The organism is Lysinibacillus sp. FSL R5-0849 (assembly GCF_038595075.1).
GTDB classification, from domain to species: Bacteria; Bacillota; Bacilli; order Bacillales_A; family Planococcaceae; genus Lysinibacillus; species Lysinibacillus fusiformis.
Map to the genome: position 1 here is coordinate 4314940 of NZ_CP152004.1, position 21563 is coordinate 4336502.

A 21563-nucleotide genomic window follows, 5' to 3' on the forward strand; every position below is an offset into this window, starting at 1 on the left:
GTGCTACTGGTTTACTCAATCAATAATATATTGGATTATTCACCTAAATCAGCATTGTGGAAGACATTTTGAACATCTTCTAAATCTTCTAATGCATCGATTAATTTTTCGAACTTTGCAACATCGTCGCCAGTTAATGTTACTTCAGTCTGCGGTAGCATAGAAAGCTCAGCTACTGTGAATTCTTGTATGCCAGCAGCCTTTAATGCCTCTTGTGTAGCAAAGAATTGATCCGGTTCTGCATAAATAATAACCGCTTCCTCTTCTTCCAGAATATCACGAGCATCTACATCTGCTTCCATTAAAATTTCTAGTACTTCATCAGCTGTTTTACCTTCTAAACCGATAACTGCAGTAGAATCGAACATATACGCAACAGATCCACTAACACCCATATTTCCGTTATTCTTACCAAATGCTGCGCGCACATCAGATGCTGTACGATTTACATTGTTTGTTAAAGCATCTACGATAATCATTGTGCCGGCTGGACCAAAACCTTCATAACGTAATTCATCAAAGTTTTCGTCACCGCCACCTTTTGCTTTATCGATGGCTTTTTCTATAATATGCTTAGGAACACTATATGTTTTTGCACGTTCAAGCACCACTTTAAGTGCACGGTTTGACTCTGGATCTGGTTCGCCTGATTTAGCTGCCACATAAATTTCTCGCCCAAATTTAGCATTGATACGACTAGTGCTTTGATCTTTAGACGCTTTCTTTTCTTTAATGTTATTCCACTTACGACCCATTGTTTCCACTCTCTTTCAAAGGATAGATTTATAAAAAAATAATAGATATGCAGTTGCACATCTTAAAATGGTAATTAAATACTTATCGTATCTTTACTCTGCAAATAATAACATAATGATGCTTACAAAGCTAGATATACCAATGTTTATGCTTGTTTTTTCTGTAGCAATAGCTGTAAAAATTTACGCTATTTAGCATCCTTCTATAACCATTCCTCTTTAATTTTATCTAGTAATGCCGTACAGCCTTCTAGCACTAAATCATAGGTTTCTTGAAAATCCCCTGTGTAATAAGGATCAGGAACGTCTTTACGATGTTCTGTTAAATCTAAAAAACGAAAAATCTTTGGTGAAGTAGGATTTCCTAAGATCGTTCTGATATTGCGAATATTGCTCTCATCCATACCAATAATGTATGTGAATCTTTCTACATCAGCCTTTTGTAGCTGTCGACCTACCATTCCTATTGTAGAAATACCATATTCTCTAAGCTTATCCTGTGTGCCTCGGTGAGGAGGTTCATCGATATGCCATGAGCTTGTTGCGGCAGAATCCACAGCAATTTTATCGTCTAAACCCTCTTTTCTCACCAGCTCTCGCATAACCGCCTCCGCCATTGGCGAGCGACAAATATTGCCTAAGCAAACAAAAAGTACTTGAATCATTACGATAATCCTCCTACAACAAAGCACCCAAAATCAATACGATTCTGAGTGCCACTTCATTTTATTTTACTGCAATACGATTTTCCAATTCTTCTGTTAAAGCGACTAGTTCACGTTCAAGGTGTTGAGTAAATTGCTCCCGACCTTCTTTTCCTTTACCCGTTACATAAAACGGCTCGCCATAAATTAAATAGCCTTTACCGCGCTTCATGACATCTCCAGCATTACGTGCACCAACGTAGGCTGCTGGAACAATTTGCGCCTTTGCCAATTGAGCGATTGTAATGGCTCCTTGCTTTAAGTCCGTTCCTTCTGAATTACGTGTTCCAGATGGGAATATCCCCACTACTTTTCCTTCTTTCAATAACTGTGAGGGAATTTTAATAACGCTCGGACCAGGATTATCACGGTCCACTGGGAAGGCGTTTAAATGTTCAATAAGCCAGCCAAGACCCTTCATTTCAAATAATTGCTTCTTCGCCATAAAGTGAATTTCTTGAGGGTACATGGCAACGCCGAGGTTTAAAATATCTACATAGCCTGTATGCGTACAAGCTATAATATATCCACCTTCTTTTGGCAAGTTTTCCTCACCATACACACGAGCCTTCGAACCCATAAGTTTTAATATTACTTTAACAATATTTGCTACTAATTTATACACTGTCACATTCCTACCTTATTCAATAGTTATTCCCATTGTAATCGAAAAGACTAGTATACTGCAATTGTAGGTGACCATCTTACATCTTTCCAACCAATAGATCTACATCAATCGTAATTTCACTTAATACAATGTCTGTCTCATCTTTTTTATGCCAGCCCATCGGTGTCATCTCCAATAAAGCAGGGACAAGCTCCTGAGCAAGTGGCAATGTATAAGTGACTCGTTCTATATTCACTTCGCCAAAACTATCTTGGAAACGAGCAACAATTTGTTCATTAGAATATGTTTCCTTACTCGAATCGGCATATAATTGAGCACGCAGCTCCTGTAAATAGCCGCTTTGTGGCACAACCTTCACCATACAGCCATTAGGCGCAAGAAGCCTTTTAAATTCTTCATAATTTGCCGGTGATAAAATATTTAAAATAGCGTCAAAGCTACCTTGTGCAAAAGGACTCTTAGCTAAATCGCCAACACACCAAATTTGCTGTGGATAATGTCGAGCCGCAGCCAAAATACCCTCTTTAGCTATATCAATACCGATGCCTACCCCATTCTTTTTCTCATTCATAATACGGGCTAAATGCGATCCCTCTCCACAGCCCGTATCGAGCACTGTATTCGCAGAGTAAATAAGCTCCCCAATCTTTGCTTCTACAACATCATAAATCCCACTATCAATAACAGCTTTGCGAGATTCAAAAAGATCTTTACTATATTTAGAAGTAGAGCCATGTGTCAGCATATTGACATAGCCCTGCTTGGCAATATCAAAAGAGTGATTGGCAGAACAAACGAGTCTCCCTTGCTCATAGACGTGCATAGATTGCTGACATAACGGACATGCAAAAAGCGCTATATGTTGATCGATCAATGCTGCACCTACTGCACGTTTAGATAGTGCTCCCATTGCTATTCCTCCTTCTGTTCATTGGGTGAAACGAGGGCAAAACGCTCCCACTTTCGGCTTTTCCATCTAAAGTATACGATAATTGCCCGTACCCATTCATCTGCTGAGATAGCTAACCAAATACCTACTAAACCCCAATCGAGGACAAATACAAAAAAGTAACCTAATGGGAGGCTCATACAAACCATCGACAGAAAACCGATTTTAACAGGGAACCTTGCGTCTCCTGAGGCACGTAAAGAGTTAATGACGACTATATTCATCGTCCGACCAGTTTCTAGCACTATACTTAATGCCAAGACAGATGCTCCGATAGCCATCACCTCGGGGTTATCTGTAAAAACATGCATAAGCTGCTTGCGGAAAATGGTCACTACACCAACCATAATAATGGTGAAAATAAATGCTGCTCGGACACTTGTCCACAGCTGATGATAAGCCTCATCCTTTTCTCCAGCACCTACATGCCTACCGATAATGATGGCCGTTCCTGTCCCAATCGCAATAGCGAATAAATAGGTAAACATTGATATGTTCATAGCATATTGTCTGGCTGCCAAAGTTTCTGCCCCTAAATATGTGGCATAATATAAAAATATAATCTGGCAAAACTGGTAAAGAACCTGCTCAAAGGCAGACGGTAAACCAATGTTTAAAATTTTTCTTACATATTCCTTGGAATACTCAAAGTAGTAGTGTAGCTTTACTCGTACTTCCATTACTTGATAAAGCAACCAGAAAAACACGATCATCGCTAATCCTCTACTAATCACTGAAGAGATGGCTGCACCTTTTACACCAAGCTCTGGTAAACCAAAATTCCCAAAGATCAGGCCGTAATTAAGGATAACATGCAGTACATTCATGCCAAGTGATACATACATCGTCTGTTTCGTCCAACCATGAACACGAATAATTGCAGCAAGGGCATTAATAATTGCTTGAAGGAAAATAAAACTCCCTATAATCACTAAATAACTTTGAGCATAATGAAGGACCTCACCTTGCAAGTTCATCATCGACATTAAATGACTAGCAAAGAAGAAAAATAGAACACTCATTATAAGGCCAACTGCCAAATTCATTGTGACTGCTAGAGCCGATATTTTAGCCGCTTCAAAAAACCGTTTCGAACCTAAATATTGTGATACAACGATGGACGCACCGTTGCCGACTACCTCAAGAATTAAAATAGCGATATGAATATATTGATTGGCTGCACCTACTCCTGACACAGCATTATCTGATAGAGCACTAAGCATAAAAGTATCGGCTAGTCCCATCAACATAAATAAAAACACTTCTAAAAAGATAGGCCATGTTAAATGGAATAGACTTAACTTAGTTGTTTCTTTTATTGTGTCTGCCAATACCTTCACTTCTCCTATACTTTTCTTAAAAATCTATTGTATCTTATCATAAATTTTCAGACTGTAAAGAGATTTATAGGAAGACAGCGCTTCCACATAAAAAATCCCTCTCACTAATTGTGAAAGGGATTTTATTTAGATTAAGCAATATGACTGTAATTGCTCACGCTTATCAGCCGTTAGACCAAACTCCTGCTCCAAAAAAGCTGTCTTTGAGCCATAACGATGATCCATAGCATCTAACGCTGCCTGTAAATAATCCTCACGAGCGGACATTAAAGCATAAAATTGCTGTAATTCTTGTTCATTATACTGGTGCTGGATCGTTTGAGCCATTCTTTCTACCATGGGACGCAAATGAATATTCGTATCTAAATAATCTTCCATAATGGTCTCTTCAGGTACGTCTAAAGCCAATAAAATAAGAGCTCCGCCAATTCCTGTTCGGTCTTTTCCAACTGCGCAATGATGGACTAGCCCTAAATTATCAGGGTTTTGTATAGTCATCATTAATTCTTTAAAAGAGGGATTATGAAAAGGCATTTGTGCATAAAAGTCCTTGAACATATCAGCGTTAACTACTTTATAAAACTCTCTACCACCTGTATTAGTTGGCATTTCAAAAGCATGCTTTCCCTTCGCAGGGATTTGAATATATCGAGTTTGTGGAAACACAGGATTAGGATTATGTTGTACTTCATTCGTGTCACGATAATCAAAAATTGTTTTAATACCTAATGTTTCAAATAATTCTTTATCTGTCGATGTCATTTTACCAAGTGCGGCAGAGCGATAAAATAAGCCATTTCTTATAACACGCCCATCCCTCGTTTGATATCCCCCCATATCTCGGAAATTATAAACGGCCTCAAACGGAATATTTTTTTGTATTTGCTTCACTGAACTACACCTCCCTATATTAATAAGCGTTCTTACCTTTATTCTATCGAACAAACTACATTAATACCAATTTTCACACTAGGTAATAAAATAAAAAATGCTAGCTGTAATAAACAACTAGCATTTTCTACGATCTTATTTATATAACTCTGGATACACAGCTTTAGCAACAAGCTCAACTGCTTCACCGATACGTGGACCTGGACGATTTGAGATATCTGTGTCAAGGGACTGAACTGCCTTGTTCTGAATAGCTGTTACCGTATTCCACCCATCACGAGCAAGGATTTCTCCAATTGGATTTTCTGTATAGTTGACTGTTGTTAAAATGACGTCTGGATTTCTCGCAATTACATCTTCCTCAGATATTTGCTTCCAGCCATCTAAATCTGCAAACACATTCTTTACATTTGCCGCATTTAATATTTCTTGTTGGAAAGTGCCAGAGCCTGCTGTATATATTTCTGGCTTTGGACTAATTTCTAAATAAACATTTTTTGGTGTTTTTACTTCCTTAATCTTTGTTTGCACATCAGCGATTTTTGCTTTAATTTCCTCGTTTAATGCCTTTCCTTTATCCTTAACATCCATAACAGCTGCAATTTGTTCGATATCTCCATATACATCATCAAATGTAGCCGCTGATTGAATAACAAATACTTTAATTCCTGCATCCTCGAGTGGCTTAAGTGCATCCTTCTCACCAATCGTATACGCAATAACAACATCTGGCTTTAACGCTAAAATTCGCTCACTGTTATAATTCACAGTATCAGAAACACGTTCGATTTTTTGGGCAGCTTCTGGATATGTATCATATTCAGTGGCACCTACAATTTTATCGCCAACCCCTAATGCAAATAGAATTTCTGTGTTACTTGGTTGTAAGGACACAACTGTTTTTGGTACTTCCTTAAACTCTATTTCTACACCACGATCATCGGTTACTTTGTAACTTGTTTGCTCAATTTTTTGTTCATCTTGGGTAACATTTTTATTTTTTGTATCTTCCGCAGTTCCACAACCTGCTAAAACGAGCGCTAGCAATAAAACCGATAGCCATTGTAAATTAAATAGTTTCTTCATTATTATTCACCTTTTTCTTTTTCATTGGATATGATTTACTCATAAACGGAATTTCAGCGATTCCAGCTTGTTGATTCGTATAGACAGCCATTACAAAACATACATTGGCTAATAAGCCTAAATAATCGAAGAGAATAGTCGGTACCTCTCGTTCTTCCGAAACCTTGTGTAAAGTTCGATATGATTTTTTCGCCTCACTACGACAAAGATGTAAAGCAGCAGCAGCCTCTGTTCCTTGAGGTAAAACAAAATTTTGAATCTCTTCCTTCACATGACTTACATAAAAATCATAGCGCTCACTTAACCAGGATAGATCCTCATCTGTAACTGCTAGCTTCCCACGAACCGAGCCATTCACATGATAAGCCATAGGTAAAATCTGTGTTAAATCATCTGCAACAACCTGGACATCCTCTTTCTTCACTATAGCTAGTGCAGCCCCTAAATGCGTTGTTAAACTATCTGTGCGAATCTCAAAATCGACAGTTGAAGCCTTCTCTCGCATAAAAGGATAACAAGAATAACGTGCATCTTTTTTCAACCTGCTGTCCCCCTTTTCATAATGAAAATCCTTACTTTTTTAGAACATAAAAAAACGTCGCTCCTCACGCAAAGGAACGACTAAAATAACATAATGATTGTCATAGAAACACGACACTGCCTATGTATTTGCCGTATATCCTCCTAGCTTCCGAAGAGTTGTTATACGTTCAAATAAAGGTCGGTCTCCTGGCTTGTACAACGCTCCTATATAATTAAATAAGAGCTATAAAGAACCTTCCCATTTCCTATGAAACAGTGGTTCATCTTTATAATAGTTGTACTTACAGTTGCGGAAACAGCTTCGGCTTATACCGAATTCCCGATTATGCTAGCTAGCACCTTTATTCTGCAAGAATAATTCACTTGTAAAGCAGTTTATCATAGTTTGATAGGAAAAAATAGTTGCGTACAAAAATGATAGTCGTTTTAGAAGAATTTTCATTTCCATAAAATCACTCTACTATAATACTTTTTCAATTGCTTGCTCAATATCAAGCTGTGAGTCTGTAGGCTCAAAGCGAGCTATGGTTTTTCCGCTTGCATCTACTAGGAATTTAGTAAAATTCCAGCGAATATTACGACCATCTAAAAAGCTTGGAGCAAGTTGAACAATTGCCTCAGCAAGCATTTTCTCCTGCATGCTTGCTTTTCCGAATTCACGAAAATCAACTTCATGTTTTAAATAATTAAATAAAGGATGTGTCGTCTCACCATTTACTTGGACTAGTTCAAAAATGGGAAACGAAACTCCATAGTTGACCTTACAAAGATGCGCAGTTTCCTCTCCATCTTCAGGATTTTGATGGCCAAACTGATCACAAGGAAATCCTAGAACGACAAAATTATTTTTGCCATATTTATCGTACATTTTTTGTAAGTCTTCAAATTGATATGTAAATCGGCATTGATTGGCCGTATTAACAATTAGCATCGTTTTCCCTCGAAAAGTTTCCATTGATAAAATTTCACCATTCGGCTTTCGTACTAAATAATTATAAATGCTCATTCCCTAACCCCTTTTGTCTTTTTCATATATTATAGTTGACTAATCTCCTAATAACCAAAGAGTTTGCACAAAAAACACCATCTCGTTACTAAGAACGGATGGCTGACTTATATTTCTTTTTATATTTAACATTTTGCTCTTCATTAATTAAGCGATGGGCTATGTCTAATAATTTAGGATCACTCGTTTGATCATATAATTTTTTTAAAGATACAATAATATCATAGCGAATGAGAGTAGGATGCTTTTCATCTAAACAGGTTTGAAATCTCTTGGCTAAATAAGATACGACTAAATCGCTTTGTACTTGACCTGCTAAACCAATTTTCCAAATAGCCTGTAATGTATGCCTTGCCGTGACGGGCTTTTCATCATAAGTCACAGCCCAAATCTTTAAAAAATCTTCTAATACTCTTTCTTCGGGATCACTTTTTGCAGCTAAAGCACATAAAATTTGTGCGGCAAGTGCACGTGCATGCCCATTTTTATATGTAAGCGCTTGTACAAGCTGTTCCCACACTGCATATGTCCAATCTACGGGCTCCTGCATAATTTTCATCAGTTCCTCGTAAGATTCATATTGAATATCTCGATCACGCTCTGTTAGATTACTAAAAAGTTGCAAAATCTCTTTTTCCATAATTTATCCCTACCTTTATTGTTTCAGAACGTCATAAAACTTGATTTATGTTACACTTAACTTAATTTTTTCGCAAAGAAGGTGAGTTTATGAATAAATTTAATGCTAGGAAATTGATTTTTCGATTGCTAGTGATTCTGTCCCTAATTATAGCCGCTTATTTTATTATTCCGGTATCTATGCCGTTAATATTAGCAGCTATCAGCGCATTTTTCCTTGAACCAATCGTCATGTTCTTTAAAAGGCGCTGGAAAATGTCTCGAAAAATTGCAGTTGCCTTTATATACATAGTGAGTGTCATTATAATTTCCATCATTTGCTATATTTCAATTACGCAGATCATGACGCAAATAATTTTATTGTCTAAGCAAGCTCCCTATTATATTTCCAAGCTATCAGATATGTGGCTTCATATGCAAGAAAATATTTCTAAATACACGGAAGACTTTCCACCCGAAGTAAGTACTTCGCTTCAAAAAACCACAATGGATTTCATAAAGAAAATTGAAGAAACGTTTTTAAGCTTCTTTAATTATAGCAAAGTTTCAGCCTTCTTTTCAGAGATTCCAAGTCTATTTATCAGTCTTCTCGTCTATATGATTGCCCTATTCCTATTTATGCTAGATCTGCCGAAATTGAAGCGCATTACTTATAAGTATTTAAAGCCAAACACAGCAAAGAAAATAAAAATTATTTTAAACCGTTTAAAGGATGCAACATTCGGCTATATGAAAGCACATTTATTTGTAAGCTTCATTATTGGAGGCGTTACACTTATTGGACTTTTATTAATCCAGCCTAAATATGCCATAACCATGACCATTATTATTTGGCTAATAGATATTGTCCCTTTTTTAGGCTCCATCATTATTTTAGCACCATGGGGGCTTTATCACCTTTTAATGGGAAACACATCTATTGCTGTAAAATTATTCATCTTAGCTGCTATTTTACTCATTATTCGTCGTGTAGTCGAGCCTAAACTAATGGGTGAGCATATTGGGTTATCAACTTTACCAACATTAATTGCCATGTTTATTGGTCTACAGTTATTTGGTATTATCGGTTTACTTGTCGGGCCATTTGTCATTATTTTCTTTATCGCCTTAAAGGAAACAGGCATCATAAAAGTAAATTTCAAAATTTGATACCAATAAAAAAGGTCATCTTTGTATTTTTCCCTTACAAAGATGACCTTTTTATCATGTTAATCGTCTATATAATATAGAGGCTTATTGAATTCGACCAAAGCCTACTAAATATTGATTCCACCAATCAAGTGATTCAATGACAACACCATTATTTTGAGCATCAATCATTGTGTTATTACCTAAGTAGATACCTACGTGCGCTACACCTGAGCCATAGCTAAAGAATACTAAGTCACCAACGCGTGCTTCCCCAGCAGAAATACGTTGTGTTGCTAAATATTGTTGAGATGCAGTACGTGGTAAAGAAACGCCTGCTTGTTTATAAGACCATTGTACAAGACCTGAGCAGTCAAACCCTGAAGTTGGGTTACTACCACCCCAAACATATGGACGACCAAGGAATTGTTTTGCTGTAGAAATAGCATCACCTGAAGAGGCAGTACCAGCGCCTGAACCAACGATAATTTTTTGTGGTTGTTGACCATCACCATCACTGTTATTTTGAGTAGCTTGTACTACTGGCGTTGCTGCTTGAAGAGCACGTAAACGAGCCGCTTCTTCTTCAGCTGCCTTACGTTCAGCTTCTAAACGTTCTTCTTCCTGTTTTGTTGCAATTTGAGCTTTTAGGGCTAATGATTTTGCTTCATTTTCAGCCTTTTTCACTTCCATTTCGCTTTCCTTTTGTTGAAGCTCTTGGAATTGCTTTTGAAGCTCTTTCTGTTTTTCATCTAGAATGGCTTTTTGTTGCTCTAAGCTCGCTTTGTCAGCTTCTTGTTGATCCACTAATTCTTGGTCAGCATCCATTAATGTTTTAACCGCTACGACACGGTCCATTAAATCAGCAAAGCTTTTTGCTTCAAGAACTACATTTAAATAAACACCCACTGTATTGTCTTGTGCTTGGTATGCAGCCATACGTTCACTTAAGATTTTAGAACGTTGCTCAATACGTTTTTTTGTTTCAACAATACTAGCATCCACTTCTTTAATTTCCGCTTGTACTTGTTTAAAAACTTTTACTTTTTCGTCGATCTCTTTTTGTAAATTCGTTAGTTCTTCTTGTAATTTTTTAACCTGTGCATCTATTTCAGCCTTTTTCTCAATCATTTGTTGAGAAGTTTCTTCAGCATGTACTTCTGTTGGTTGAATTGTATTAAATAATAAGCCGCCTGCTAGTGCTAAAGCGAGCACCATCGACTTACGCCATTTATTGCGCTTACCCACGTACCTTCAATTCCCTTCATTTATCAATTTCGCTCTGAATACTCTATGTAATCTGTTGAACGATCCTATATTTAATCAATTGTTCTTATATATTTGTTTTAGCCTTTTAAAGTTTAGCATTTTCAGCATAACTTTTATACTATTTCCTATCTATTTAATACATTAGTAAAACTCGAAACATTCCTGTAACATTCGCGTAAAATTCCAATTATTCTACAATGTCCTTATATATTCTACACAAGTCTGTTATTAGCTAATTCGACAATAGTCACATGACCTACTTTGTAATGTTTTTGTAATATTACTTGGAAATGTTTCAAAAAAAAAGAGGTAGAGGAATAATCCCTACCTACTGCTTCATGGAACGCAATGCCTGTATCGATAACCTTACTAACAAAATTGCACATAAAAATAAACCTAAATAAGCAGCTGTGTTTAAATACACTGCATAAGAATCGTGGATAAATTGTGAGATTGCTAAAAGGGCAACAGAAATAATTCCAAATGTAATCCCTACTAAAAGCAATACAAATCGGGAAAACAAGTTGGTAATGAAGCGGGCATTATGCTCATCAGAGAATATATCGTGATGTAAAATAATTTTTCCGCTCTCTACACGCTGAATTAGTTGATCCACTCTTCTTGGCATTTTACGCAAAGTTGGTATCAGCATAGATAATTCCTCTTGCAGCCGTTCTTTTGTAGCCATTGGTTCTTTAAATGGTTTTAGGAAGGAAGCACGCATATATGTAGCAGAGAAATCCTTAGCTTCCGTAAAAATATCAAAACGTGAATCAATTACCCTTAATGTTCCATCTAATGTCACCAACGAGCGGAGTGCTAAACCTACCGCTGGGTAAAAGGCTAGCCCAAAATCCCGCACCACTGTAAATAAAGCATGTATTAATTCTTCTGTTGGTATGCGGTCAACATACGAGATTTTTAGTAAAATTTGATCGATTGCTTGTTCCATTCTTGCACGTTCCGCATGATCGGCATTTTCCACTAATAGTGTTAAGCCATCGTACAAGACACTGGAGTCATTGAGCTGAATACCCATTAAAAATAGCTTTAAGCCCTCTTGTTGTGTGGCACCTAATCTTCCAACTGCTCCAAAATCGAGCAATACGGGTGTACCATCCTTCTCATCAATGTGAATATTTCCCGGATGAGGATCAGCATGAAAAATACCTGAAAAAAGCATCTGTTCAAAAAAAGAATATAATATTGTTCTAGCAAATTGTCTGCGATCAATGGACAGACGATTGAATTCTGCCCCCCCATCCGCCACACTATGTCCACGAATATATTCCATCACTATAATATTTTCATTACTGTAAGCTGTATAAATTTTAGGAATGCGGACCTTATAATCACTTTTGGATAATGCGTTCTTTACCTGTAACGTATTACGTACCTCAATATCTAGATGAATCTCTTCACGTAGTCCATCTGCGAATCCACCAGCTAGCTCACGAAAGCCTAGTGACTCTGCCCATGTAGATTTGGATGAAAGCCAATTTGCAAATTCCTCTAAAATTTCAAGATCATCGCGCATAATCCCTTTTACTTCTGGACGGAGAAGCTTGACGACAACATCTTCATAATTTTTAAGCCGTGCTTTGTGCACCTGACCGATAGAGGCTGCTGCAATAGGCTCCATTTGAAATTGGCTAAATACTTCATCCATTGATTGAGGAAGTGAGCGCTCCAAAATACTTGTCACTTGCTCTGCTGGTAAAGGCTTCACACGATGTTGTAGCCTCTCTAGCTCATCAATAAAGATGGGTGAAAATAATTCTTTACGTGTAGACAATACTTGTCCAAATTTAATAAAAATCCCACCACATTGCTCTAATGTTGCGCGCAATGCAATCGCCAGCTCTTTTTCGTTTTCACGTTGCCTTGCATATTTAATCGTTTGGACGACACCATTTGTAACTGCAATTTTTAAAACTTGTCGCAATCGTTTCTGCTGTCGCCAATAGCTCCGCAGCCGTAAGAGCAAAGATTTTTGACCATTTCGACGATCTCCAGTTGTAATACCACTTGGATCAAAGAGCTCAAAAACCAAATACAGCAACATAGAAATGAGTAGCATACTCCCAATCCAAATTAATGTGCTGACCTCTGTCACAGTTTGCATCATGGTTTCTGACAAAAAATCTGTATGACGTAAATAAGAGTACCAGTAAACAAAAGAGGTTAATGTCACACTAATGACGACTGAAAGCACTCTTCGTACAAAATTAATATTAGAGCCTATTAATCGTCCACTCACAATATAAATCAAACCCGATACTATAATGATTTGCATCAAAAATTTCAAAAAAATCAACAATGTCACCTCCAATGTCATTTCCATTTCCTACTACTGCTAGTATAGCAAATTTATACATTAACTTTCTTTCACAAGGAACACCTTAGAAAATTAATTAAGTCTTTCATCTTGAAAATATACCCATCAGGGTATATTATTTAGTTTGTAGTACTTATACTACATTATTTATTGATTTCAATAGCAAAACATATATTTAAAAGCTTTTATATACCCTTATATGTATTAATCAAAAGGAGTGTTGACCATTGAGTAAAAAATTTTTAATTGTTGGTGGCGTTGCAGGTGGAGCATCCACTGCTGCCCGCATTCGTCGTCTCGATGAAAAGGCAGAAATTATTATGTTTGAAAAAGGACCAAATGTTTCATTCTCCAACTGTTCTCTCCCCTTCCATTTAAGCGGGATTGTTGAAAATAGTGACAAATTGATCTTAATGACACCTCAAGCCTTTCAAACAAAATACACTATAGAGGCTCGTGTACAGCAAGAGGTTGTACGCATTAACCGAGAACAAAAAACCATTACCATTAAGAATTTAATAACGGGTAGAGATTATGAGGAAAGTTTCGATACATTAGTTCTATCACCAGGAGCAAGTCCCATCGTCCCTGACCTAGAGGGTATTCGTTCAAACCATGTCTTTACCATTAGAAACGTGGTAGATATTAACCGTTTAAATCAATACCTACAAACGGATCATGTACAGGATATTGCTGTGATCGGTGGAGGCTTCATTGGTGTAGAGGTAGCGGAAAATTTGAAGCTAGCGGGCTATAATGTCTCTTTAATTGAATTCGGCCAACAAATTATGGCCCCCTTTGATTATGATATGGTTCAAATATTGCACAAGGAAATGACCGATAAGGGGGTTCATGTTATTGTCAATGACGGTCTCGCAAGGGTTACTCCAAGTGATGTGACGTTAAATTCTGGCAAACAATTGAAAGCACAAGCCGTCGTATTAGCGATTGGCGTTCGTCCTGACATCCACTTAGCCAAAGAAGCCGGGCTAACTATCGGTGCACTCGGAGGCATTCAGGTTGATGCTAATTACGTGACATCCGATCCTTCCATATATGCTGTGGGCGATGCGATTGAAGTATTCCATCAGCTTACCCATAAACAGACACGACTTGCTTTAGCCGGCCCCGCTCAGCGACAAGCTCGTGCTGCAGCTAATCATATGTATAACATCCCTCATCACAATAAAGGGGTTATCGGATCTTCAAGTGTACAAATTTTCGACCTTGCCTGTGCTTCAACGGGTTTGAACGAAAAAACAGCTCTATCAAATGGCTTTCAGGCGAAAAGCGTTTATCTGATAGCTCCTGATAAAGTAGGCTTAATGCCGAATAGTAATCCACTTCACTTTAAGCTCGTTTATGAAACACCAACAGGTAAAATCCTTGGAGCCCAAGCTATAGGTAAAGGCAATGCAGATAAACGAATTGATGTAATAGCTACCCTCATCACAATGGGTGGTACTTTAGAAGATTTGAAGGAGCTGGAGCTATCCTACTCTCCAATGTTTAGCACTGCCCGCGATATTGTCAATTTAGCAGCTCTTGTAGCTCAAAATCAACTACATGGACACTACAAACAAATAAAAGTTGATGAAGTGCGAACACTCATTGAAAATGAAGCCTACTTCTTAGACGTACGCGAAAAGAATGAATTTGAATCTGGTCATCTCCTTCATGCACACAATATTCCTTTAAGTGAACTTCGAGAAAGAATGCATGAGGTACCTAATGATCAACCAGTGTATGTACATTGCCGATCCGGTCAGCGTAGCTATAATGCTGTTATGGCCCTTCAAAATAGCGGATTTTCTAACATCTTTAACGTAAGTGGGTCATTCCTCGGTATTAGCCTATATGAATATTTTACTGATTTCACAACAAACAGAGATAAAATTGTCACTGCTTATAATTTTCAATAATAGAAAAGGGATGCCCATAAACAGCATCCCTTTTCGTTAGTTTGTAGATAGCACCTTTTCCCAATCAATCGTACCATTTTTAACTTGTTCACGTTTTTCTTTAGTCATAATATCATTTGGTTTTCCGCCTTTTGGCCAATCTTTATCATGATTTGGCCATTCAGGTCGATCTTGGGATAAAATAAACGCTGCTAAATCAGCCGCTTCTTGATCTGTTAAAGTCCCTGTTGCACCTACTGGCATATTATTTTGAATATAGCCAGCCATTTTTGACATACGCGCCATACCTGCTCCATCATTAAAGGAATTATCACCCCATAATGCTGGACCAGTATTGGCACCAGTCCCAGAGCCATCAGCTGCATGACAAGCTATACAGGACTGACCATAAAGCTCCTCACCATTGTCAACATTTGGAGTCGGTACATTCTTCATATCACTAGTACCTGCCCATTCACGTTTTGCTCCAATTGGAACACCTTCAGAAATATATGCAAAATAAGCGACCATAGCCTCTAGCTCATCACTATTCATTTCGAATTTTTTACCATTCATACTACGAACCATACAACCGTTAATACGCTCTTCTATTGTAACTACACCACCAGAGCGTCCAATATATTGTGGATAATTAGCCATTACTCCTACTAATGATGATGCTTGCTCGTCATAGCCAGCACCAGCATGGCAGCTTGTGCATGATAATTGGTTCCCTACATATTCGTCCGCCGCAACATGTGTGTTATTAACAAGCTCATAGCCGTTTAAAATTGCATCCTTCATTGGTCCATCTGGCACTTCATCAATACTTGGTGGAGCATAGACAACTGACTGAGCAGCTGCTGTCGTTGGTAATTGCGTCTGCACTGTCGTTTCGTTCTCCTCCACAATCGAATCAACTGTAATTTTGTCACTAATAATGGTTGCTACAAAAATTGTGCCTACTAACAGTACTGTCCCTGCTACTCCTGCTACTATAGGTTTCATCTATAATACCCCCCTTTGTATACTCACTTATATTTTAGCAACATAACATTTTATTGGATGTGATTTTTCTCACACTACTGTAAAATAGAACCATTCAGATGATAAAAATGGATAAATTATCCACTAATTGTTGTACTACAACACCGAAATCACGACTTAATACCTCTTGTAGTATGTGGGTGAATCAAAAAAGTGCCGAGTACTTTAAGTACTCGACACTTATCCATCGGTTTACAGGTTACATGCACCATCCGTACACGTATCCTCACCATTTCCCATTAATTGAATCGTTTGCTGAATCCCCACTATTTTTGCTGTTTGATGTAATGTTCGCACAAAGACTTCATTTGGCTCTGCCCCTTTAATGCCATAACGATTTTCAAATACAAAGAATGGCACGCTTTGTATACCAAGTTGCTGTGCATCATATCGATCCTGATCTAAAGCCTCAAGAAAGACATTAGTAGCTAGAATGTCCTGCGCCCCCTCTATATCTAAACCTAATTTTGCAATCACCCTTAATAAAAAGGAATCATCATTCACATCTTCACCAGCCATAAAATAACCAGCCATTAGCGCTTCCGTATATGCCGATGCTTGGCCAAATTGCTGTGTCCATTTTGCTAATCGATGAGCTTTTTCTGTGTGAGCTGTTGTCATCAATTCAAAATTATAATTCAACCCAACTTCTGCAGCTCTTGATGCCATATTCTCTGTCATGTCATGTACTTCTTCACGCGTTGCGTTATACTTCATAGCCAAAGTGTCTAAAAAGGTTGGTGCATTTACTTTAGGCGTTTCTGGACCTATTTGAAAAGCCTTGTATTCAATTTCTACTTGTCCCGTATAGCCGCTTGTCTCAATCGCACGTTCCAATTCTCGCTTGGCAATATAACAAAACGGACAAGTAAAATCCGTGAAAACTTCAATTTTCATGGTTAGACCCCTCCAATAATATCTACCCAAATTTTAATGGCAGTCGCCAATATAAGCATTGCCAAAATGCCTTGCAAGCTTTTGGTATTTAATTTTTTTCCAGCTCTCGCACCAAGTGGGGCTGCTATAAGACTAGTAATGATCATAATGAGCGCGGGGAAATATTCAACTTGTCCGGTCATTAATTTCCCAACCATTCCCCCTATGGAGGAGATAAATGTAATTGCTAAACTAGTAGCAATGGTCATACGCGTAGGGATCCCTAAAACCACTAACATAATAGGGACTAATAAGAACCCACCACCTGCCCCCACAATACCTGATCCAATACCAACAACTACGGCCAATAAAATTGCCAATGTCTTATTAAATGTTATATCCTGCATCGGTTGATCATCAATTTGTTTTTTTGGAATAAACATCATGACTGCCGCTATTAAGGCTAGCACACCATAAACTATATTGATGCCTGACTCGGAAAAAAATTTGGAACCAAAACTACCAACAAAACTTCCTGTTAATATAGCACCCCCCATATAGATAATAAGTGATTTATTTAAAAATCCACCCTTGCGATATACCCATACACCCGCAATGGATGCAAAAAATACTTGTATGGCAATAATTCCGGATACCTCATGAGCCGAAAAGGCCATAAATCCTAATAATGGTGGAATATACAGTAGCATTGGGTAATTAATAATGGCACCACCGATACCTAACATCCCTGATACAAACGAACCGAGAAAACCAATTAAAAAGATCGTTAATATCCATGTAATATCCATGCATTCTTCCTCCTTTCCGAAAAGTGAAAGAAGGGTTGTTCTATTTAATAGACAACCCTCCATTAGCCTTAAGCTTTCTGAATTAAAAACGTGATGACACCAGCTTTTTCGGATTGATCTACGATATGATGACCCCCAGCTTTTGCCCAAGCAGGAATATCCGCTAAAGCCCCTTTATCTGTCACCTGAACTTCTAAAATTTCTCCTATATTTAATGTGTCCATCGCCTTTTTTGTTTTCACAATAGGCATTGGACACGAAAGACCTGTTGCATCTAATTGTAAATTTGATTTCATATTGATCCCCTTCAACACGGCAAAGATTGTAAGCGATTTGCCTGTTCTTCTTATTATTTTAGATTCATGAGGGATGAGCGCCTTCAATTTCTGGACGATCCACATTTTTAATACACAGACGTATCCATTGTACTTTTAATAAATTTCATCGAACAGCACAGCGATTTGGGCCGATTTCCATTTCCGTTTGTTCATCTGGCGAAGGCGTTATTTTCCCCATATTTACCTGACGAATTTCTTGATAGGCATTAGGTTGTGGTGGCAATTGATCTGTCACGACACGTTTAAATTCTACTTCATCATGAATATTCAAACCATGATTTTGTAAAAATAAATCCCCTAGTTGTTTCGCTACCGTCCCATCTTCATTAAGTTCATCAATGATCATAAAGTGAGCTGGCAACACGATAAGCTCTCTGGACAATTCTCGATAACGCTTATAAAGTGTATCTCGTAAATCTCCAACCCAGTCCTCAGCAAGGCCTGCTAAATCAGGACGTCCAATAGAATCGACAAATAAAATATCCCCTGTTAACAAATATTGGCTATCGACAACAAATGATGTAGAGCCAATTGTATGACCTGGTGAGTAGATAGCTCCTACATTTATTTTTGATGATCCAATTTGAACAGTCACCCCATCCACTAACGGTCTATATGAAAAGACAACCTCTTCTGCATCTTTCGTTGGCAAGTAATAGACCGCACCAGTTAACTCAGCTATATGGCGTCCACCTGAAATATGATCGGCATGTAAATGTGTATCAAAAACATGTGTAATCTTCACATTCTTCTGTTCGGCGAAATTGATAAATACATCTGTAAAGCGAACAGCATCAATGATAGCTGCCTCTCCTTCAGATATCACCATATAAGAAAGACAGCCTTTCCCTAAACGGACAAATTGATAAAGCTCTCCTCCACCCGTTAATTCACCAATTTTAATAGGCTCTAAATATTCGCTCCAAGATTTCATACCGCCCGCTAAATAGGCAACATCTCGACCAGCTTCTGACAACATTTCAGCAACCATCAATGAGGATCCTTCCTTAGCACAAACAACTAGAATTTCTTTATTGGAGGGGATGTTCGGCAGGATCTCCTCAACACCATCTAACAGTTCAAAATATGGTACATTTAAATACTCAAATCGGTGACCATCAATTTTCCAGTCTTCAAACGCATCTGCATTACGAACATCTAAAATAAACAACTCTTCATTGTTAATGACCTTTTTAGCAATTTGTGAAGCGTTCCATTTCTGCATTGGCATATATATAACCCCCATAGGTATAATTTCGAAGTTTTTTAAAGCGGAGAGCCTTTAGCCCCTCCGCCTTCCTTGCACAAAAACTCTTTAGAAAGTTAGTGATGGTGCTGCATCTTTTGCAAATTCAAGGAAAGTAACAGCTCCACCCACTTCAATACCATCAATAAAATCATCTGTCGATAAACCCATTACATCCATCGTCATTTGACAAGCAATAAATTTAACACCTAATTCTTGGGATATGTCCACTAGTTGAGGAATAGCAGGAACATTCGCTTTCGCAAACCCTTCTGCATAATGCTCTGCCCCTGCAGGCATTGGTAATGCATGCATCCCTTGCTTATGAATGAGATTCAATCCTTCAAATGTGAAGAAGATTGCTACCTCCTTCTCAGAAGCTGCAGCTGCTGTTGCGATATTAAACACCTTATATGCATCAAATAAACCACCGTTACTTGCAATAATTGCTACCTTGTTTGACATAAAAAATTCCTCCTATTAAATGTTTTTTGTTAATGTACCTTTCCAAGATGTCATTCCTGGTAAAACATTAAAGACCTTTATAAAACCATGTGAAGCTAGCTTCTGCGCAGCCATATCACTACGCTTTCCAGTACGACAAATAACATAAATCTCTTGCTCTTTGTCGAGCTCCAAGAGTCGTGCTTCCAATTCCCCCATCGGGATAGATTTAGCGCCCTCAATATGCCCAAAGGCAAACTCCGCTTCCTCACGTACATCAAGAATTAATCCATGACGATTGTTAATTTGCTCTAGATCAATCGTTGGGTCAAACGAAATTTCTTCTATTTGATCGTTTGTACATTTGCGAATGTAATGCTTGAGCACTCCTTCATTATCTAAAGTGCCAATATATTGGTGTCCTACCGTTTCTGCCCATGCTGCAATATCAGCTTTTGATCCTTTATCTGTCGCAGACACTTCTAAAATTTGACCATCTTCCAGGTCGGCCATTGCTTTTTTCGTTTTCACTATGGGCAACGGGCAAGAAAGACCCTTGGCATCTAGCTGAAAATCTGCCTTCATCCTCATTACAACCTCCATATACCTATAAGGGTATTATTTTTAGCAAAAAAATATAGCTATAAGCTACTATTGTACTTCGCCCTCCCATGACAACATTCCACCAACCATATTCGAAACATTAAAGCCTTTACCTTCTAATATCTCGGTAGCACGGCCACTACGAGCACCTGATCGGCAAACGATAATATATGGTTCATCCTTATTCAGATCCTGTACGCGGAACTCTAATAAACCAAGTGGAATATGAATAATACCCGGAATATGACCAGTCGCTACTTCATCTACCTCCCTTACATCAATCAAATTCGGCGTTTCGCCCTGCATGATTGCTTGTTCTACTTCTTTTGCTGTAATTTCCTTCATTTTCTTTCCTCCTAATAGGCACTCATTCCACCACGAACATTTGTAATACGCTCAAAGCCTTGCTTTTTCAATTGCTTACATGCCTGACTACTACGCATACCACTTTGGCAAATCACTACCACTTCTTTATCCTTCGGTAGTTTGTCAAAGCTTGACCCGAGAGGCATATTTTTAAACTGCGAGATATGGCGCCCTTTAAATTCGGCTGGCGTGCGTACATCGATAAATATCTTATCCTTATCATTCAGCATATTTTTTAATTGGGCAGTAGAAATCGATTGAACGCCCTTTGTTGGTTTCATTCGCCAAATGAAAAATGCTGCGATAATCGCAATAATGATCCACATTTCCAAGTTATCACCGCTCCTTTTTATACGATAAAGGGTATATAAAAACTATCTGCTTTTCACTACTAAATCCATTGCTTCTCGGATGGCTGAATTCATTTTTTCCGCATTACCTTCAGCAGTAGTGACACAATCTAATAAATTTTCACTAACAATAACTCCTATCGTCCGATCAACTGCTGAACGCACGGCAGATAGCTGTGTAATCACATCCTTACAGTTTTGACCTTCCTCCATCATGCGTAAAATCCCGCGTAATTGACCTTCCATCCGCTTCACTCGATTAGCTGTTTTAGAGTCATAAGCCATTCTGTTCCAGCCCCCTTTCAAA

General features: G+C 38.0%; 24 protein-coding genes and 1 riboswitch. Of the genes, 2 read left to right on the plus strand and 22 right to left on the minus strand.

Annotation, left to right across the window (positions count from 1 at the left end):
- Positions 1-35: 35 nt before the first annotated feature.
- The 10 genes from MKY80_RS21325 to MKY80_RS21370 all read right to left on the minus strand — a co-directional run bounded on the left by MKY80_RS21325 (position 36) and on the right by MKY80_RS21370 (position 8542).
- Positions 36-755, minus strand: coding sequence for a YebC/PmpR family DNA-binding transcriptional regulator (locus tag MKY80_RS21325; protein WP_008175214.1), 720 nt, complete (start codon positions 753-755; stop codon positions 36-38).
- A gap of 203 nt (positions 756-958) precedes the next feature.
- A complete protein-coding gene (locus tag MKY80_RS21330) occupies positions 959-1420 on the minus strand; it encodes a low molecular weight protein-tyrosine-phosphatase (RefSeq protein WP_008175216.1) in 462 nt (153 codons plus the stop codon).
- Between the two features lie 61 nt (positions 1421-1481).
- Positions 1482-2084, minus strand: a complete 603-nt coding sequence (locus MKY80_RS21335; RefSeq protein ID WP_036121211.1) for a 1-acyl-sn-glycerol-3-phosphate acyltransferase — start codon at positions 2082-2084, stop codon at positions 1482-1484.
- 79 nt (positions 2085-2163) lie between these two features.
- Positions 2164-2997, minus strand: coding sequence for a putative RNA methyltransferase (locus MKY80_RS21340; RefSeq protein ID WP_089985793.1), 834 nt, complete (start codon positions 2995-2997; stop codon positions 2164-2166).
- A 2-nt stretch (positions 2998-2999) separates the two neighbouring features.
- Complete coding sequence (locus MKY80_RS21345; RefSeq protein ID WP_043989914.1) at positions 3000-4367, minus strand: MATE family efflux transporter; 1368 nt, start codon at positions 4365-4367, stop codon at positions 3000-3002.
- A gap of 135 nt (positions 4368-4502) precedes the next feature.
- Entirely contained in the window at positions 4503-5267 is a 765-nt protein-coding gene (locus MKY80_RS21350) for a tyrosine-protein phosphatase (RefSeq protein ID WP_089985794.1), read from the minus strand.
- 135 nt (positions 5268-5402) lie between these two features.
- Positions 5403-6353 (minus strand): ABC transporter substrate-binding protein, encoded by a 951-nt coding sequence (locus MKY80_RS21355; RefSeq protein ID WP_089985795.1) that lies wholly within the window; start codon positions 6351-6353, stop codon positions 5403-5405.
- Positions 6337-6894 carry a hypothetical protein gene (locus tag MKY80_RS21360; RefSeq protein WP_008175227.1) on the minus strand — a complete coding sequence of 186 codons (558 nt, stop codon included), beginning with the start codon at positions 6892-6894 and terminating at the stop codon, positions 6337-6339. Before MKY80_RS21360 ends, MKY80_RS21355 begins: the two co-directional genes overlap by 17 nt.
- A gap of 160 nt (positions 6895-7054) precedes the next feature.
- Positions 7055-7254, minus strand: a riboswitch (cobalamin riboswitch).
- Between the two features lie 102 nt (positions 7255-7356).
- Positions 7357-7902, minus strand: coding sequence for a glutathione peroxidase (locus tag MKY80_RS21365; RefSeq protein WP_089985797.1), 546 nt, complete (start codon positions 7900-7902; stop codon positions 7357-7359).
- A gap of 88 nt (positions 7903-7990) precedes the next feature.
- A complete protein-coding gene (locus MKY80_RS21370) occupies positions 7991-8542 on the minus strand; it encodes a hypothetical protein (protein WP_008175231.1) in 552 nt (183 codons plus the stop codon).
- Between the two features lie 89 nt (positions 8543-8631).
- Here MKY80_RS21370 and ytvI point away from each other — a divergent pair, with 89 nt between their 5' ends.
- Positions 8632-9690 carry a sporulation integral membrane protein YtvI gene (gene ytvI / locus MKY80_RS21375; protein ID WP_089985798.1) on the plus strand — a complete coding sequence of 353 codons (1059 nt, stop codon included), beginning with the start codon at positions 8632-8634 and terminating at the stop codon, positions 9688-9690.
- Between the two features lie 84 nt (positions 9691-9774).
- Here ytvI and MKY80_RS21380 read toward each other — a convergent pair whose 3' ends face one another.
- On the minus strand, positions 9775-10917 hold the full coding sequence (locus tag MKY80_RS21380; RefSeq protein ID WP_239355137.1) for a C40 family peptidase: 1143 nt from the start codon (positions 10915-10917) through the stop codon (positions 9775-9777).
- Positions 10918-11266: 349 nt separating this feature from the next.
- On the minus strand, positions 11267-13255 hold the full coding sequence (locus MKY80_RS21385) for an AarF/UbiB family protein (protein WP_090002057.1): 1989 nt from the start codon (positions 13253-13255) through the stop codon (positions 11267-11269).
- A 248-nt stretch (positions 13256-13503) separates the two neighbouring features.
- Here MKY80_RS21385 and MKY80_RS21390 point away from each other — a divergent pair, with 248 nt between their 5' ends.
- The gene (locus tag MKY80_RS21390; protein ID WP_342531126.1) at positions 13504-15198 is read left to right on the plus strand and encodes an FAD-dependent oxidoreductase; all 1695 of its coding nucleotides are present in this window, start codon (positions 13504-13506) and stop codon (positions 15196-15198) included.
- Positions 15199-15234: 36 nt separating this feature from the next.
- On the opposite strand, the gene MKY80_RS21395 is transcribed toward MKY80_RS21390, so the two are convergent.
- The 10 genes from MKY80_RS21395 to MKY80_RS21440 form a co-directional block, all read right to left on the minus strand.
- Positions 15235-16185, minus strand: a complete 951-nt coding sequence (locus tag MKY80_RS21395) for a c-type cytochrome (RefSeq protein WP_008175239.1) — start codon at positions 16183-16185, stop codon at positions 15235-15237.
- A 231-nt stretch (positions 16186-16416) separates the two neighbouring features.
- Positions 16417-17121 carry a DsbA family oxidoreductase gene (locus tag MKY80_RS21400; protein WP_342531129.1) on the minus strand — a complete coding sequence of 235 codons (705 nt, stop codon included), beginning with the start codon at positions 17119-17121 and terminating at the stop codon, positions 16417-16419.
- 2 nt (positions 17122-17123) lie between these two features.
- Positions 17124-17909 (minus strand): sulfite exporter TauE/SafE family protein, encoded by a 786-nt coding sequence (locus tag MKY80_RS21405; RefSeq protein WP_089985802.1) that lies wholly within the window; start codon positions 17907-17909, stop codon positions 17124-17126.
- 68 nt (positions 17910-17977) lie between these two features.
- Positions 17978-18205, minus strand: coding sequence for a sulfurtransferase TusA family protein (locus MKY80_RS21410; RefSeq protein ID WP_239355134.1), 228 nt, complete (start codon positions 18203-18205; stop codon positions 17978-17980).
- Positions 18206-18350: 145 nt separating this feature from the next.
- On the minus strand, positions 18351-19478 hold the full coding sequence (locus MKY80_RS21415) for an MBL fold metallo-hydrolase (RefSeq protein ID WP_342531131.1): 1128 nt from the start codon (positions 19476-19478) through the stop codon (positions 18351-18353).
- Between the two features lie 84 nt (positions 19479-19562).
- Positions 19563-19958, minus strand: coding sequence for a DsrE/DsrF/DrsH-like family protein (locus MKY80_RS21420; protein ID WP_008175244.1), 396 nt, complete (start codon positions 19956-19958; stop codon positions 19563-19565).
- A gap of 15 nt (positions 19959-19973) precedes the next feature.
- Positions 19974-20522, minus strand: coding sequence for a sulfurtransferase TusA family protein (locus MKY80_RS21425; protein WP_083796477.1), 549 nt, complete (start codon positions 20520-20522; stop codon positions 19974-19976).
- A 66-nt stretch (positions 20523-20588) separates the two neighbouring features.
- Positions 20589-20885: a rhodanese-like domain-containing protein gene (locus MKY80_RS21430; protein ID WP_008175246.1), complete on the minus strand. Its 297-nt coding sequence runs from the start codon at positions 20883-20885 to the stop codon at positions 20589-20591.
- A gap of 11 nt (positions 20886-20896) precedes the next feature.
- Positions 20897-21238: a rhodanese-like domain-containing protein gene (locus MKY80_RS21435; RefSeq protein WP_089985806.1), complete on the minus strand. Its 342-nt coding sequence runs from the start codon at positions 21236-21238 to the stop codon at positions 20897-20899.
- 42 nt (positions 21239-21280) lie between these two features.
- Entirely contained in the window at positions 21281-21541 is a 261-nt protein-coding gene (locus MKY80_RS21440; RefSeq protein ID WP_008175248.1) for a metal-sensitive transcriptional regulator, read from the minus strand.
- Positions 21542-21563: the final 22 nt, after the last annotated feature.